Here is a 15,806-nt window from a genome sequence, read left to right on the forward strand (position 1 = left end):
TTAACAGCAAATTTTCGCTCTTGCTGATCACCTGTGTATGACTTCCCAACCGCCTAACCTGACGGCTCTTGCCAAGCAGGGAGACTTAACCGCGATCGCCGCTTTAATGAATCGCGCTTTGCAACCCAAAGGCATTGCAGTCAAAGTTGCCTATCAGAAGGGGCATCTGCGCGTGCTGCTAGAGGGGCAACCGATTCCCGATCAGACGGTTCTGGCACCCTATATCCGCAAAGGCATTGCAGCGCTGCAAATTCCCGGACTGCATACCCTGGGTGTTGTTGGGCGGTTAAAAGGAACGAACACATCCACCTGGAGCGAAACCTTTGCAATCGCGGCGGCAGATACGATCGCGAGTTCAGCACCTCAACCGACAGAACCCGCTAAACCAGCGCCTGAGGCGGGGGTAGACGATTCAGCGTTAGCAGAAGACAGCTCGACCGTTAACCAGGAAAGCCATAACCAGGAAGGCCATCCAGCGATCGCGCCAACAGCCCCTTCCGCCACCGATCTCGATGCCATTACTGCACACCTCAATCAGACAATGGGAACCGAAGCCCTGGTGTTTGAGGTAGCCCAGAGCGATCGCACCCTCAAACTCACGGCTAAAACTGACCAAATTCTGGAAGGAGATACGTTTGCCAAAACGGTGCAAAACCTGCTGCTACCGCTCAACTTGTCTGACATTGATCTCATTCAACTGTATAAGCAAAAAACGAAAAGCAGTAGTCCTTACAAGATCAAAGAATTCACGCTGCCAAAGGAGCCAGCACCAACCGAAGCGACTACAAATGACACCCCAGAACCGCACGCAACCGAGAGTACTGCGTCGCTGTATCAATCTCCCCACTCTCGACCTGCTCAACCCTCACCAATTAACTCAACTGCTCAATCCCCCAGCCAAACCAACAAGTCCAAATTCGTGATGATTGGGTTGGTCGCGCTGTTTGTGGTGCTGCTCATTGGAGCCATCAAGCTACTCGCCAAGCCACCTGCCGCAACAGAAGTCTGCCAGGATGCAGCGGGCGCACCAGCCTATTGTCAGCTTGCGGTGCAACTGGTTGGAGAACAAACTCTGCACGACCTGAAAGAGTCTGCAACCCCCTTTACGCCTGAAATGGAAGAAAGGGGTGTGGAGATCTGTGTCAACGCCGTCGGTGCAAAGGTACCGCGAAACCTCAATCGGCAAAAAGAGCGTTACGATTCCTCAATCCGCAAAGAGCCGATCTCGCCGGGAGTCATGATGGTCGAGGCGCAACTAAAAACGGTTCCTCAAAGAAACGTAAAAATGCCGCAGGCCAGTCCAACGGCTGAAGAAACCGTCTTTCGATCGGCGTGCTTGTTCACAAATCAAGACGATCGAATCCGACTGGTCAAACATGTCGTCTTACCGAATGGCTGGCCCGAAGAGCCGTATAAAGGTAAGCAAGAATGGGAGCCTATGCAGCGATCGCTCAAGGTCTACCAGATCCTTATCATGTTGGGCGGCGGCACACTCTTCACGGCGATCGGGCTATTTGCCGCTTCAGCCTTCAACTTCGGCTTCCAGATCTACACGTTCCGAGGGCTATTTCAGACAGCATCAATTCTAGGCACACTCGATACGCTATTGATCGTGCTATCGGGCGCACATCTACATTTGTTTGGTGGAGTGCCTTTGACCTGTTTAGCACTGGGTCTAACTCAAATATGGGTCAAAGATCTTCGTGTTGATTGGGCCTCAGGCTATGGCTCTGTTGCTCTCGGAGTCTTTGTGATGATAATCATTCGGTTCATACTGAACTGGCTCTTGATAGGCTTCATTTTCTCAGTGCTTTAGAATCTTCCGCTATGCTGCTTTTCCAGCTTGGTGCAAGCATCAGCACGGCTCAAACAGCGATTCAGCCGTCGGATAGAGTGCATAAGTTGAACGATTAGCTACTTTTGTTCATAGTGAACAGTCACCCTTTTATTAATTGTTCGATCGATTGCTGGTGGCTTTGTGACCTGATCAACAGCCTACGCTCCCGCGATCGCTCAGTTGAGTTTCAGCAAGCTGCAAGCGACATCCCAAAATTTGCTGATTAGACCAAACAGCGTCCTGCACAGACAGATCCTGTCGCGGAGATTTTTTGTTGCTTGACTGAGCCGTATTGCCTTCTTAGCCATTCATACTTTTGCGACGTTCAGTGAGAAGACGTTTACTATGATTGTTCATCCGACCCAGAATGGTTGGCTGGTGATTTACCACCGTGCCCATGCCTTACTTGCCGCACAAATTGCTGGACACTGGCGACGGAAAGATGCGCCCCCTCGACTCTATGAAACGATCGCTGCCATCTCACACCACGATGATTTAGAAAAAGAGTGGGAAGGCAATCACCTGACCGAAGCAGGTACGCCAAAAGATTTTCTCATGGAGGAGGGCGATGACTATGAACCGCTACGGGAACACATTGAACGCGCACTGTATCGGAGTCACTGGGTCGCACTGCTCAATTCAATGCACCAGACGCATCTCAATGCCAGCAAGCGCGGTACCTCTACCGAAGCCGATGCGTTCTTGGACGAACAAGCAGATAGTCAAAAGCGATGGCGCAAAGAAGTGGAGGCATCCGAAGACGAAGCGACCAGTGCCTATGCCTTTATGCAGTGGTGCGATCGCCTCTCGCTCATTCTGTGTCAACACAAGCTCCCAATGGACGAACGAGCGCTAGAAATCAGCAAAGGGCCTGATGGCAAGCGCTATGACGTGATTCGACACAATAGCGGACTCATTACGGTTACGCCCTGGTGCTTTGAGGACGATCGCTTTACAGTCAACGTCGAAGCCACATCGCTGTCACAAGTCACCTTTGACGACAACGAAAGCCTGGTAGAGGCGTTAAAACACTCCCCACGTAAGCTCCTGGAATGGGCGTTTGTGAAAGAAGCCTCTGAAACGATGCAGGAAAACCCGTTGAGTTGATTGCTAGACATGGGCCTTGATAGTGTACAAATCCCCATTCTGTAGGGGCACTGCATGTTAAGTCCTTCAGGAAATTGTCCACACATTTGAAACACAGACTGATGACCGATTTCGTTCCGCCAGTAATTACCCAAATTCTTACGACTTCACCAACGCCTGAAGCACTCTTTAAAGCTCTCATGCCAGCCATAGGAGAGTTCTTAGACTGCGATCGCTGCTTTCTTTACCTGCGCGATCCAGCCACGTGCTTAGGCAGAGTCCCCTTTTACTGGATACGCCATGCCGCTATCCCTATCATCTACGACAAAGCCTGGAAGCGAGAGCCAGTTTCCCTACCGGATGAAGATCCGATGTTTGCCGCCGCTTTACGAACAGATCCATCGATCTTTGTTGAGGATGTTGAAACCGCCAGCCCGGACGTTTTAAGTCAAGTGTTCGAGCGTCGAAGCTTTGGGCATCGGGCTTTAATTCATGCTCACCTGTGCCAGCACAACCAGCTTTGGGGCGTTTTGCAACCTTGCCTGTTTGAGCGTCCAAGGCAATGGACAGCAGTAGAAAGGCAAGTCATCAATCAGATCGTTCTAGCCATCATGCCTAAAGCGATCGCGTATATTAAAGCGGCTACTGAGGGCTTGTTAATCACTGCCATGCCTGAGAGCAAGTAGTATAAGCATTTTGAAAGCAGGTATCCGCTCTTACCCCACTTTTGGAAGCAGCAAACGACCTCCAAACACGCTCCCATAGAATTTAGCAGCCCAAGCATGCTCAGGCTGCTAGCAGCTTGAAGACTTTGCTAGCGAACACTAGATCGCTTCCAAGTTCTTCTCTCCTGTACGAATACGAATGATTTGATCGACTGGGGTAATAAAGATTTTGCCGTCCCCAATTTCACCTGTGCGGGCAGCGACAATAATTTTTTCGACTACCATATCAATCTGGTCATCTTCAACCACGATCTCCACTTTCAGCTTTTGCAAAAACTCAACCGTGTACTCAGAGCCACGATAGCGCTCCGTTTGCCCTTTCTGTCGCCCAAAGCCTCTGACCTCGGAAACGGTCATACCCACAATGCCAGCGTTGACTAAAGCGATTTTGACTTCATCAAGCTTGAAAGGACGAATAATTGCTTCAACCTTTTTCAATTCCCACACTCCTTGTTTTATCGACGCGGTCAATTGTCCAGCAAGACACTTTTTATCACCGTCAAAAGCGTCCGTTTTGTAGACAAAGATACAATTTTTCGTAACGTGTTGCGATGCTTTGGCAAAAGCAGGATGGGAGCGACTGGCTAGAAGACAGTCGATCGACCGTCATACCAAGGTTTCAGCGCGAAGGCAAGAGTGGGCGTACGATAAAAAAGCCTGTCCCAAAAGCCGTCACAATAATGAAGCAGATGACGATCGCCAACCACCAACCACCCATTTCGGCATTCCGCTCTTTAGAAGCTGCCTGACGGAGTTTGCCTTCCTGTTCTGTAAAGAGCGATCGAGGGGCGGTTGCTCCGGTTTCCAGTGCCTCTGGCGTAACGGCATTAGACGCATTCGTTGGCGCAGCAGGCGGCTGAAAGTGCAGCTCTAACCCCTGCAAGGCTGAAGGCGAAACGGATGCTTGATGTGCAGGTAACTGATTTGCAGGCAAATGGGCATCAGCCGTCTGTCGAAGCTGTAAAGCAGACTGCACCACTCGCTCAATTTCGACCCGCAACTGCTGATTCTGTTGAGACAACTGCTGGTTTTGAACGGTGAGTGACTCCATTTTTGCCTGTGCGGCCTTGAGTTCAGTGGCAACTTCTCGATACAGTGAAATAGGCACTGACGGAGCCTGAGGGTTAATGGGTGCTTTTGGCACACTGGATGCTTGAGCCTTTCGCGGAGGCTGTTTGGCGTTTATTCTAGATGTCATAGGTCTACGTCGGAACGCTAGAGTCGATAAACTACGCTCAGAATAGCCGCAATTAGAAGAATCGAAGCAAAATTCGTCAAGAACTTCTCGAAAATCTGCCCATTACTTTACGCATGACCATGAGCCATCCCGAAACGCAGCAATTTTCGTCACCTGAATCTAGTCTCTCGGATGAAGCTTCTGAGCTCAAGTATGGTGAGCGTCATATTGCCGAAGGCCAACTCATCACGTTCCCCAATCCCCGACCAGGACGGCGTTACGACATTCACATCACGCTGCCAGAGTTTACCTGCAAGTGCCCCTTTTCCGGCTACCCAGACTTTGCGACCATTTATCTCTCCTATGTGCCCAACCAACGGGTCGTGGAACTGAAAGCCATCAAGCTGTATATCAATAGCTACCGCGATCGCTACATCTCCCACGAAGAATCCGTCAACCAAATCCTGGATGATTTCGTTGCCACCTGCGATCCCCTGGAGGTGAAAATCAAAGGCGATTTCTTACCGCGTGGCAATGTCCATACGGTGATTGAGGTCGAGCACAAGAAAGAAATGTACCAGGCAACTGATGGCAAAAATCGGAGACAACGTTGATCCACAGGAATTGCAGTCTTTTACTAAGAATGTGCATCCTTACTTTGAATCATTGGCTGCACAGCCTTTAATCGGCTGGATGTTAGCCGCGACGATATACCTTGTCTTACTGCTAGCGACTCTGGTTGCTGTAGCTTTTACTGTCATTTGGTGTTTGAAAGCGATTTCAGAGGCAAACGCTTGGGCTAAGTTTGTGATCGGAGCAGTGGTTGGAGCATCAGTCGGGACTTTGCTGCTGTTTGTGGCGCTCAGCTTATATTGGGCTGTAGAAAACGCGGATGACTCAGAACGATTTTATGGCATCTCGATCGCTCCAGTTTTGGGCGGCGGAATCGGAGCGATTGGGGGTGCGATCGTCGCTGCAACGGTTGGAACTTACTATCTAGAAGTGATTACGGCTACCGATCGGGGCAGAGTTTTAATTGGTATCCTAATCGGGGCACTAGCAGGAACGGTTACACTCGTTTGTTTAAGGACTGTGCATGAAACAAGCTCAGAGTTCTTCAGCTTTCTCCAGTTAGAAAATTTATATCGTGACAAAGCTAAATTGCCAAGATGGAATGTGCTTCTATTGCCATGCCAATCTTTTTTAGAAATTCTTTTGTATGAACTGCCACTTCTTTTTCGGGCAGGTGGAATAATCGGTGCGATCGCGGGTGCAATCTTCAGTCAGTTCTGATCACCAACTTAACCTCATCGCTAAAATTGCACTCTAATTTATTTGAGTTTGTGACAGTGGTATGGCGATCGCTTAATCACTCTTTTCGCTAGGATGAAAGGCAGTCAGGCATTAGAGCAATCTGGCTAAAGTTTTTTCTCTTGAATGAGGTTTACAGGGAGTTAGGTTAGTGCGTATTCCTGATCATGACAAAAAGCCTGTGTGTCAGCCAACCGTTGCTGAGTCCAAGCACGCTGACCTTGATCTAAGAGCGATCGCCTACAGCCTGGATGCGTTAATTCCGGGCTTCTACCTTTGGTTAGGACCGCTCAAAATCCGCTTGGGGGGTAGTTTGCCGGAAGAAACCTATCCAGGGACCATTCATCATCCAGTCGGTATCGCCCTCGTGTTACCTGGCTACCGCATTTACAGCACCTATCAAGGTAGCTATGACCCTTAACAAGCATAAGCTTGACGGGATTTCGCAAATTGCAGCTAAAACTTTACCAGCCCAAGAGTTTGATGCGCTTCTGATCAATGCAGGCTATACCAAGATTGGCAAAGCCCCAGCAAAGGGAAAGCGCATCAAAACGTGGTGGAGCCATTCAACGTTCAGGCGAATTGAAGCCATTTATAGTCCTGACGAAACAACGGCAATTACTGCCTATCACGTCCCTTGAGCGAATCAACCATGCATCAGCGTCAGCAATTATTCATTTACAGCACGCTGACGTTTATTTTTGCGTCGATTCAAGTCGAGTTTGGCGCGGAGTTCGTCTTTGATGCGGTTGAGAATAGAGGTTTCGTCGAGGGAGGCAAGAATGCGGGTAACGACGGCTTTGGGACCATCATCGCCCCAGGAGGCACCGTTGGCGAGATAGGCTTTGGTGATTTGCCCGATCGCATAGGTTGAGACTCCTGCCACTCCCGCTTGAGTCAGAGCTACAGACACATAAGCACCGAGCGAGACACCACCCGTTGCGGGGGTTGCCAAACCCAAGAGGCTCTTCAGGGAACCGAGTCCCAGGGTTGCCAGCAGTTCACTTGCGGTCACACCACCCATTGCCAGGGCAATTTTTTGCAGCAGGCTGACGGCACCGTGTTGTGTCATGGTGATGCCGTACAGCCTGGAGAGGGTCAGGATCAGGGCGACATCAATGACCGCGCTGCTGACAACATCGACTATCATGATGGGGTTGAGGGCGATCGCCACTGACTTCGTCATCACCCCATTCCAGATGGTGCGATCGGCATTCTGGTTACGGAGCACCATTTTGCGTTCAACCAGACGCTCATTCACATCACCGGCAAAGAGCATCGTGTTGAGTGCCACTAGCGCTTTGCCTTCTCGCGCCAGGATTTCCAAGATTTTCAGCTTGAGTTCGTCAATTTGGGGATCGCTTGTGCTGAGTTTTGCGGCAACCCGGCCATCGGGACGACGCACAGCCTTTGCTTCTAGCGGCGATGCGGCTGCCATCACAATTTCATCGGGTGAGAGTAATTCCTTGACGCGCTCATCTCGAATTTTGTGATAAATGGCGAGACGATCGGCATCCGGATACTGATCAATCTTGTTAAACACCAGCAGGATAGGCTTACTGGCATTCCGAAGCTCTGATAACGCCTGGTATTCTACTTTCGTCATATCGCCAGCAATGAGAAACAGAATGAGATCTGCTTGCTTGGCGACTTGGCGTGCTAAAGCTTCCCGCGCTTCACCATGCACTTCATCAATGCCAGGAGTGTCAATGAGTTCGATGTGGGATTCGCCGACGCTGGGGAGAGCAACACGCAAAATGGGGCGATGGCTACCCGCGATCGCCTCGCGTTTAATGTCCCAGCTAGCGGTCTGGCAATCACGCGTGACGCCATGAATGGGGCCTGTCTCAAAAACCCGATCGCCCAACAAGGCATTCAGCAACGACGACTTGCCCCGTCCCACCATCCCAAAGACGGCAATGTGAACAACCTGGCGATCGAGCTTATCCAGCAGCGTTTCTAACCCACCGATTTCTGGTTCTAACCCGCGTCGTTCTTGCGGCGTTAAATCCAGATTTTCGACTAAGGTATGCAGCGCGCTCTGCGCCTGCCGATAATTTAGCTCTGCCTGAATGTCTTCAAAGCCTAAAATGGCTTCGTCCAGTTCTTGACTAAATTGGCTGGGGGAGGGCACCCCCACTGGCATCGATTCAGACATAGATAGGAGCAGGCATCATTGACAGCGACTGCTTCATCCTAGCGATTTTAGAGCAAAGCTAAACGAGATTGACTGATAGCGTCTCGCTCTCTGCCTTTGCAAACTCTACTCGTCGCTACTAATGTCTTCTGAGTGAATATTCAGCGGTTTCGGTTCTGTTTGGGAAACATTCGGCCCATCAGTAGGGGCTTCAGGCTGGCGAGAGGACGATCGCAACCGCTCAGCGTTGTTAGAGAGAGAATCAGACTGCCAATGATCGTGGGTAGTAGGCGGACTGGGTTCTCGCAACGTTGGCTCAGGCCTGCGAGTGATTGGGGTTGGGGTTGAGCTTTCTTCAGCCTCTAACCGTCGAGTTTTAAGACGTGTGCTGCCTGATAAACCATCGTTAGAGCACCCGTTATCTCGTAGCAAGCCTTCAAATTCATCCGGTCGGGATGCAGAACCGCGCTCAACTGAACGACGCTGAGAAGCCGATTTTGGCGATCGGGTAAAGGTACGCCAAGCTGCCTTAAAGCCAATCACCACACTGCGAGTGGTGGATTGCACCCGTTGCGCCTGTTGCCGCGCTCCCGTCAAGCTTTGATCAACTTGTTTAACAACTTGCCCTGCACTCTGTACCCCTTCACTCACATCATCGGTTAAATCGCTAATCTCCAGCCCCGTGAGCCGAATCGCCTGGAGAGTCGGTGGGAATTCTCGCCGAAGCGTATCGAACAGCTTCTCAGCACTGCGAGCTGCACGGGAAAGCTCTTTAAGCGTCGGGATTGCCACAACCAGCACAATCGTCAAGCTGACCGTGACAAACAGCAAAGACAACACTAGCCAGAACAACGGATTGCTCACAGTTTCGCCTACAGCAGCCTACAGCAATTTATCGTGAACCGGCGGGTCAAGTTCAGGCGTATGGTTAGTATCAACCGTTTCCAACGCCTGATGTTCCTGGCTGGCTTCAAACCCAGCCGCGATCGCTTCTCGCAGCCGCACTAGCGTACCATCCCAATTGCGCAACGCTGACTCAGACAGGCGATCGGCTTGCAGTTGCACGCTGCTAGACAAATCTTCAGCCAGTTCTGGCAAGGCATCAGCTGATTTTTTCAAAAACTGGCGAGTTTCACGACCAGCACGCGGTGCTAAGAGGATACCCGTGATGGTTCCGATCGCCGTTCCTACCAGCAACCCTCCCAGAAATGCTCCAGAGCGGTTATTTGACATATTCTGGTCTTTCCTTTTTGAACGATGACTCGCGTGTTTCTGGGTAAAGCGCCAGGAGACAGCCCGTTGTTACTCGGATGCCGACGGCTTCTGAAAGGTGTTTGAAGAACTGAAGCAAGACACTCATGTTCATGAAGGCGTAGCAGCACTGGCTCGACCAACACCTTCTAATCTACCCCAACATTACCCAGATGATTGCGGCTTACTTCCGTAAGCTTCCTGTAGAAGCTGAATCGCTGCCTTCACGGGCTCTGGAAGCGTTGATCGTTAAAGTGATCGTCGAGTGCGGGGTGGCATGACGGCGGGCGTCGATCGCGATCGACGCCTACTGAGCAAAAACCGTTGCTGCCAGAGTGCTTGTCCTAAGTTAAGCAACGCTAACGCCTGTTGAGCCTGTTGAAGCTGAGTCTCCAGCCCCCGATACTGTTCACGCAATTGATGAATACCTGCATGCCCACGACCAACAACCTCTGGCGCGCAATGCAGTACCCGACGCACCGATCGCTCAAAGGAAGACAGCGTGTTAGCGGCTCTTGCCAGACGGTGTTTGAGCCGCCAAAGCTGCCAGGCTGCCCCTAAGCAGAACAGGCCAATCAGCACATTGCAGACTAACACAGCGACCAGCAACATCAAATATTTCCTATACGAGTCAAACACTTAACCAGGCTGCAAATGCATCGACTTCACAGCTTTTGGACCAAACTTCAACTTAACAAAGCTCGCGACGACCCTCTATTGCTCAAAAGCATCCACTGACCCCGAAGCGATCTAGCCGATAGCAACGCTTAGTCTTTGAAGTATTGTAAGGCCAGTTTCTTTTGGAGCGATAGAGTACACACGTTGATTAGACACATCGCAGTGGGCAACGCATGAGAGCCGAGGCTTTCTTTTCGGCCTCCTACTGCTATGCACGAACGTAACCTTACGCTTGTGCTTTACAACGTTCAGCAACAGCAAGCATGAACGAATGCAACGCGGAATCACCAAAGTCGGCATTGAAGGCAATAATCATCTGAGAGAGAGGAACCATTATGGTGCAAGCGACTTCGACTCCCCTGTTTGTCAATCCAGTAACAGGCAATGACGGTGGAAAAGGGACACAGGCAGCGCCCTTTAAAACGCTCACTCGTGCGCTTCAGGTAGCTCAGGCAGGCACAACCATTCAACTAGCTGCTGGCAACTACAGCGCAGCAAGCGGCGAAGCCTTTCCCATCAAGATCCCTTCAAGCGTGGCCGTTGTCGGCAGCGAAGCAAGTAAAGGTAGCGGTATTTTAATCTCTGGTAGCGGCATTTTTCCCAGCCCGACCTTTGCTAATCAGAACGTCACCTTTCAACTAGCTAATAATGCGCAACTCAAGGGTGTAACCGTCACAAACCCAGAGATTCGTGGTACTGGGGTTTGGGTAGAGTCAACGAATCCGACGATCGCCAACAATACCTTCACCAATTGCAAACGGGAAGGCATTTTTGCCACAGGTACCGCCAATCCTCTGGTCATTGGCAATGTTGCCATCCAAAATTCTGCCAGTGGCTTCTCAATTACCCGCAACTCTAAAGGAGAATGGCGGCAAAACGTGTGTCGGCAAACTGGTTTTGGGATTGCAGTGGGCGATAGTGCTGCACCGCTATTAGCAGAAAACCAAATTTCTGAAAATCGTGCGGGCATTGTGATTAACAAGCAAGCAAAAGCAGTACTGCGAAGCAATGTTGTTCAAAACAATACGGAGACAGGCTTAGTCGTGACCGAAACAGCCCTACCAGATTTGGGCAGTAGTCAGGCACCAGGCGGCAATATTTTTCGACAAAATGGGCAGTTTGATATTCAAAATGGCACAACGGTGACACTTATCTCCGCTGGTAATCAAGTTGACCCCACCAAAGTACAGGGTGCGATCTCCTTCGTGGGCAATGAGATTCCAACTCCAGTGCCTTCTCCATCGGGGACTCCAGTCCCAACCCCTGCACCAACTCCCACACCATCTATCCCACCTTCAACTCCGGCTGGTTTTAACGATACCCAAGGGCATTGGGCAGAAGGGTTTATCCAGGGGTTGGTGAGCCGAGGCTTTATTAGCGGCTTTCCAGATGGCACCTTTAAGCCAGAAGCGCCCATCACACGCGCTCAGTATGCAGCCGTCATTGCAAAAGCCTTTGATTTACCGGCCAAGCAGTCCGCTAAAAGTTTTAGTGACGTACCGCAAAGCTTTTGGGCGGCTGACTTTATCACCAAGGCGAACCAGATGGGCTTTATTAGTGGCTTTCCGGACAATACCTTTCGCCCCAATCAAAACTTGACTCGTGTGCAGGCGATCGTTTCGCTCATTAGCGGCATCAACCTTACAGGCGGCGTTCTAGATGCACTGAAGGTCTATGGCGATCGCGCTCAGATTCCCAGCTTCGCGACCGAAACAGTAGCAACTGCGACCCAGCGCCGCATTGTCGTTAACCATCCTAATATCAGACAGCTAGAACCCATGCGAGATATCACGCGTGCAGAGGTCGTGGCAATCATTTATCAATCACTAGTAGCCCTCAATCGAGCACCCGCGATCGCTTCCCCATTCATTGTCTCTCCCGATACCCCAATCCCCCTCTTCACAGACATTCAAGGTCACTGGGCCAGTGACTTTATTATTGCTATGGCAAATCAAAATTTGGTTAGCGGGTTTGAAGACGGTAGCTTTAAGCCCGATGTCACCATGAATCGCGCCCAGTACGCCGCCATTATCGCCAAAGCCTTTAACCCACCATCTAAACGCGCCCTGTCTGCCTTTGCTGATATTCCTGCTAACTTCTGGGCAAAACCCGCGATTGACCAGGCATACCAGGGCGGTTTTATCTCTGGGTTCCCTGATGGCACGTTTAAGCCAAACCAAAATGTGTTGCGCCTTCAGGTTTGGCTCTCGCTAGTGAGCGGGTTGAGTCTGCCTGCGGGTGATCTCAGCCTGCTAAATGCCTACGACGATCGCAACACTATACCCCAAAACGCTCAGGATGCCGTAGCCGCCGCAACCAAAGCCAAAATTGTCGTCAACTTCCCCACCGTACGACAGTTGAATGCGACCCGTGAGGCAACCCGTGCAGAAGTTGTGGCGATCGTTTACCAAGGACTCTTCCAGACAGGGCGAGTTCCCGCCATTAGTTCCCCATACATCGTCTCTGTCTAACCAACGTCTCATAGAGGTACGGTTAAACCCAGCGCTCCGTACCTCTCTGCTAGACAAGTGAGCTACGTCACGGGCACGATCGCCTTTAGCTCAAAAATTTTCTCTAAAACATCCTCAACAATTTTGTCTGGCGTTGAAGCCCCCGACGTAATCCCTACAACAACGGGGCCAACAGGTAGCCAATCTTCGGCCACTTCTAGATCGCGTTTCAGCGGCTTATGCTCAATGCGGTTGTCCGGGCCAATCCGGTCGGCACTATCGATGTGGTACGAGGGAATACCTCGTTCAGTTGCAATCTCTTGCAAATGAGTCGTATTAGAGGAGTTGTATCCTCCGACTACAATCATTAGATCTAAGGGTTCTTCTACTAGCTCAAACATCGCATCCTGACGCTCTTGAGTTGCATCACAAATCGTATTAAAGCTTAGGAAATGCTGATTAAGTTGGTCAGGCCCATACTTTCGCATCATCGTGCGTTCAAACAGCTTAGCCAGTTGTTCTGTTTCACCCTTCAGCATGGTGGTCTGATTCGCAATGCCAACTCGCTCTAAATCACGATCTGGATCAAAGCCAACTGAACACGCACGTTCAAACTTGGTCATAAATTCAGCGCGATCGCCGCCATGAAGAATGTAATTCACAACGTATTCCGCTTCCTTCATGTTCAACACAATCAGGTACTTGCCTGCAAACGAACTCGTAGCAACCGTCTCCTCATGGTTGTATTTGCCATGAATGATGGAGGTGTAGTCAACCTTCTTATGCTTTTCAACCGTCGTCCAGACCTTTGAAACCCAGGGGCAGGTTGTATCCACGATCGTGCAGCCCCGTTCATTCAAAAACTGCATCTCCTGCACACTGGCACCAAAGGCAGGCAAAATCACCACATCGCCTGGATCGACCCCAGAAAAATCTTTCTCTCCGTTAGTAACGCTTATAAAATTCACGTTCATCTCCCGCAATCGCTGGTTTACCGATGGATTGTGAATAATTTCATTCGTGATCCAAATCTGCTCTGTGGGGAAATGCTGCCGCGTCTCATACGCCATTGCCACCGCTCGCTCAACGCCCCAGCAAAACCCAAACGCCTCTGCCAGCCGAATGGTTACATCCCCTCGCTGAATGGTGAAATTGTTGCTGCGAATTTGCTGCACCAGATTGCTCTGATACTCCGACTGCATTTGATCTGAAACATCCGCTTCATGCCCAAACCCCTTGCGATGGTAGTTCTCTGAACTGTTCAGCGATCGCTTAAATGCTCGTGTATCCATCAACATTCTCCCTGTTGCAACCACACCAGACCTGTAACCTCTTCTCATCATACGTGCTGACGTAGTGAAGCAACTAAAGAGCCTCAGAGTCTAGAGCTGATTCATTTTCGGCGGCGAGAAAGGGCGATCGCAAAGTCCGTCCCAGCTTTTGTGACGACGGTATTCCTCAGTCTTTGCTGTAGACATTTTGCTAAAGATGTGCTGCCTCTCTAAAAATTCTGCTATGATAGCTCCCAAATATCTCGATCGATTTCAAGTATCCTGCCAGGCTTTGGCACCGTTGAGATCTATTGAGTATGTCCCTCGAAACTTGGTTGGAGAGAAGCGTGACTATTTACGTTGGTAACCTGTCCTTCCAGGCTACTGAAGACGACTTACGAGAAGTATTTGCAGAGTACGGCGAAGTCAGTCGGATTAGCCTTCCTACAGATCGCGAGACAGGTCGAAAGCGAGGATTTGCCTTCGTCGAAATGAAGGACGAATCAAAGGAAGATCTTGCCATTTCTGAGCTTGATGGCGCAGAATGGCTCGGGCGTGAGCTGAAAGTGAATAAAGCCAAACCACGCGAAGATAGTCGTGGCTCTGGTGGTGGCAAAAGCCTCTCAAATAGCTCCTACTAGACAAAGCCACCGACATAGGTTGTTCACAAGCCCAATTTTCCCTACTAACTTCCTAGCTCTAGGTTGAAGAAGCTTAAGGGTCTTCATGGTGCTGACGACAATATCTATTTTGCGGAAAAAGAGTCTCCCTCATTTATTGAGAAAGGCAAAGCTAAATGCCCATAGGGTTTTGAATTTCCTTCTTAAAGGTAAGCTCTAAGCAAGCTTTTAAGGAAATTTTCGTACCTGATACTCACCCTCCTCAATAATTTTGTAAGTATTCTGTCCCATTTGCTGAGCGAACTGCATTTCAATCATCTCTAAAACTTTAATGGGTATAGATTTCCACATTTCACGGCTGGCCCAATGGATAACCAGCACCACCTTATCCAAGTTGTTCGGATCGATCCACACCTGCTTACCAAGGTAGCCGGGAAATTTTGATAGAGCAGTCGTCCAAATCTCTTCATCTTTTTGGATGTATTTTTCACGCAGCTCTGGAACAACCTGAACTTTTAACCACTCGATAACCATAAAACTGGAGTGAGATAATGCACATAGAACTGTAGCGTTAAGCGTTAACGAACACAACCACATCCGAGGTAACCCGTATTGGCATAAAGTATGCAGTAAATTTGACAAAATAAGGCTTTGTAAAACAATCCCTCTAAAGTACTTTGTTTTGAGGTCCTGCGCAGCCTTACACTGTCGATCGCGCCCCTTTATGATCCTACCGCTACGGAACTGAAGCTTCAAAAGTAACTTCGTTTATCACTGCAACCATATAATCACAAGGAAACGGCATGGATAACAATAACTGGCTTTCACAGCTGTTGATGCTTGGTGTTGGTACGACATCATTGGTAGCAGATAAACTTAAAGAAGTCGGCGATCAGCTCGTTAAGGATGGCAAACTCGACCCAGAGCAAGCAAAGGACGTTGTCGATGATCTCATGCAAACGCTGAAGTCAGAACAGGGGAACTTTGAGTCACAGATCCAACGCCAAATTCGCAATATTATGCAAGATGTCGGGGTTCCCCGGCAGTCCGAAGTCGATGAATTGCGTGGTCGTATCGATCGTCTAGAACGACAGCTTAGAGACCTTGAAAATAAACTGTGGCGTTGATTTTACACTCGTGTAAAACCACCACTCTCAGAGATAGAAAAACTAGGGCTTGGAGTATTCAATTGAATACTCCAAGCCCTGATGCTGGATTAATTAACCTGGCACCGTGCTATTTTTGCGGAGGGCAACCCCTCAA

The 15,806-nt window shown here is 49.9% G+C and carries 18 protein-coding genes; 10 read left to right on the forward strand and 8 right to left on the reverse strand.

What is annotated here, in order from left to right; all coding sequences use genetic code 11:
• Positions 1-37: 37 nt before the first annotated feature.
• From AC5JLP_RS12840 to AC5JLP_RS12850, 3 genes are all read left to right on the forward strand, one after another.
• Positions 38-1,816, forward strand: a complete 1,779-nt coding sequence (locus tag AC5JLP_RS12840; protein WP_496068305.1) for a hypothetical protein — start codon at positions 38-40, stop codon at positions 1,814-1,816.
• Between the two features lie 366 nt (positions 1,817-2,182).
• The gene (locus AC5JLP_RS12845; protein WP_496068306.1) at positions 2,183-2,944 is read left to right on the forward strand and encodes a DUF3891 family protein; all 762 of its coding nucleotides are present in this window, start codon (positions 2,183-2,185) and stop codon (positions 2,942-2,944) included.
• Positions 2,945-3,045: 101 nt separating this feature from the next.
• On the forward strand, positions 3,046-3,609 hold the full coding sequence (locus AC5JLP_RS12850; protein WP_496068307.1) for a GAF domain-containing protein: 564 nt from the start codon (positions 3,046-3,048) through the stop codon (positions 3,607-3,609).
• A 138-nt stretch (positions 3,610-3,747) separates the two neighbouring features.
• Here the strand turns inward: AC5JLP_RS12850 and AC5JLP_RS12855 are convergent, their stop codons facing one another.
• Both AC5JLP_RS12855 and AC5JLP_RS12860 read right to left on the reverse strand, forming a co-directional pair.
• The gene (locus AC5JLP_RS12855; RefSeq protein ID WP_496068322.1) at positions 3,748-4,095 is read right to left on the reverse strand and encodes a P-II family nitrogen regulator; all 348 of its coding nucleotides are present in this window, start codon (positions 4,093-4,095) and stop codon (positions 3,748-3,750) included.
• Positions 4,096-4,267: 172 nt separating this feature from the next.
• Positions 4,268-4,846, reverse strand: a complete 579-nt coding sequence (locus AC5JLP_RS12860; RefSeq protein ID WP_496068308.1) for a hypothetical protein — start codon at positions 4,844-4,846, stop codon at positions 4,268-4,270.
• Between the two features lie 119 nt (positions 4,847-4,965).
• On the opposite strand from AC5JLP_RS12860, the gene queF reads away from it, so the two are divergent.
• The 4 genes from queF (at position 4,966) to AC5JLP_RS12880 (ending at position 6,777) form a co-directional block, all read left to right on the forward strand.
• On the forward strand, positions 4,966-5,439 hold the full coding sequence (queF, locus tag AC5JLP_RS12865; protein WP_496068309.1) for a preQ(1) synthase: 474 nt from the start codon (positions 4,966-4,968) through the stop codon (positions 5,437-5,439).
• Positions 5,414-6,118, forward strand: a complete 705-nt coding sequence (locus AC5JLP_RS12870) for a hypothetical protein (protein WP_496068310.1) — start codon at positions 5,414-5,416, stop codon at positions 6,116-6,118. Before queF ends, AC5JLP_RS12870 begins: the two co-directional genes overlap by 26 nt.
• A gap of 169 nt (positions 6,119-6,287) precedes the next feature.
• Positions 6,288-6,557 carry a hypothetical protein gene (locus tag AC5JLP_RS12875; protein WP_496068311.1) on the forward strand — a complete coding sequence of 90 codons (270 nt, stop codon included), beginning with the start codon at positions 6,288-6,290 and terminating at the stop codon, positions 6,555-6,557.
• A complete protein-coding gene (locus AC5JLP_RS12880; RefSeq protein ID WP_496068312.1) occupies positions 6,547-6,777 on the forward strand; it encodes a hypothetical protein in 231 nt (76 codons plus the stop codon). Before AC5JLP_RS12875 ends, AC5JLP_RS12880 begins: the two co-directional genes overlap by 11 nt.
• A gap of 29 nt (positions 6,778-6,806) precedes the next feature.
• Here AC5JLP_RS12880 and AC5JLP_RS12885 read toward each other — a convergent pair whose 3' ends face one another.
• The 4 genes from AC5JLP_RS12885 to AC5JLP_RS12900 all read right to left on the reverse strand — a co-directional run bounded on the left by AC5JLP_RS12885 (position 6,807) and on the right by AC5JLP_RS12900 (position 10,136).
• On the reverse strand, positions 6,807-8,294 hold the full coding sequence (locus AC5JLP_RS12885; protein ID WP_496068313.1) for a GTP-binding protein: 1,488 nt from the start codon (positions 8,292-8,294) through the stop codon (positions 6,807-6,809).
• A 105-nt stretch (positions 8,295-8,399) separates the two neighbouring features.
• A complete protein-coding gene (locus tag AC5JLP_RS12890; RefSeq protein ID WP_496068314.1) occupies positions 8,400-9,137 on the reverse strand; it encodes a DUF948 domain-containing protein in 738 nt (245 codons plus the stop codon).
• An 18-nt stretch (positions 9,138-9,155) separates the two neighbouring features.
• On the reverse strand, positions 9,156-9,506 hold the full coding sequence (locus AC5JLP_RS12895) for a YtxH domain-containing protein (RefSeq protein ID WP_496068315.1): 351 nt from the start codon (positions 9,504-9,506) through the stop codon (positions 9,156-9,158).
• 267 nt (positions 9,507-9,773) lie between these two features.
• On the reverse strand, positions 9,774-10,136 hold the full coding sequence (locus AC5JLP_RS12900; protein ID WP_496068316.1) for a hypothetical protein: 363 nt from the start codon (positions 10,134-10,136) through the stop codon (positions 9,774-9,776).
• A gap of 401 nt (positions 10,137-10,537) precedes the next feature.
• Between AC5JLP_RS12900 and AC5JLP_RS12905 the strand changes: the two genes are divergently transcribed.
• Positions 10,538-12,673: an S-layer homology domain-containing protein gene (locus AC5JLP_RS12905; RefSeq protein WP_496068317.1), complete on the forward strand. Its 2,136-nt coding sequence runs from the start codon at positions 10,538-10,540 to the stop codon at positions 12,671-12,673.
• A 62-nt stretch (positions 12,674-12,735) separates the two neighbouring features.
• Here AC5JLP_RS12905 and AC5JLP_RS12910 read toward each other — a convergent pair whose 3' ends face one another.
• Complete coding sequence (locus AC5JLP_RS12910) at positions 12,736-13,944, reverse strand: 4-hydroxy-3-methylbut-2-enyl diphosphate reductase (protein ID WP_496068318.1); 1,209 nt, start codon at positions 13,942-13,944, stop codon at positions 12,736-12,738.
• A 326-nt stretch (positions 13,945-14,270) separates the two neighbouring features.
• Here AC5JLP_RS12910 and rbp point away from each other — a divergent pair, with 326 nt between their 5' ends.
• On the forward strand, positions 14,271-14,564 hold the full coding sequence (rbp, locus tag AC5JLP_RS12915; RefSeq protein ID WP_496068319.1) for an RNA-binding regulator: 294 nt from the start codon (positions 14,271-14,273) through the stop codon (positions 14,562-14,564).
• A gap of 207 nt (positions 14,565-14,771) precedes the next feature.
• Here the strand turns inward: rbp and AC5JLP_RS12920 are convergent, their stop codons facing one another.
• On the reverse strand, positions 14,772-15,077 hold the full coding sequence (locus AC5JLP_RS12920; protein WP_496068320.1) for a TIGR03792 family protein: 306 nt from the start codon (positions 15,075-15,077) through the stop codon (positions 14,772-14,774).
• 269 nt (positions 15,078-15,346) lie between these two features.
• Here AC5JLP_RS12920 and AC5JLP_RS12925 point away from each other — a divergent pair, with 269 nt between their 5' ends.
• Complete coding sequence (locus tag AC5JLP_RS12925; RefSeq protein ID WP_496068321.1) at positions 15,347-15,670, forward strand: phasin family protein; 324 nt, start codon at positions 15,347-15,349, stop codon at positions 15,668-15,670.
• Positions 15,671-15,806: the final 136 nt, after the last annotated feature.

Source organism: Stenomitos rutilans (assembly GCF_059505485.1).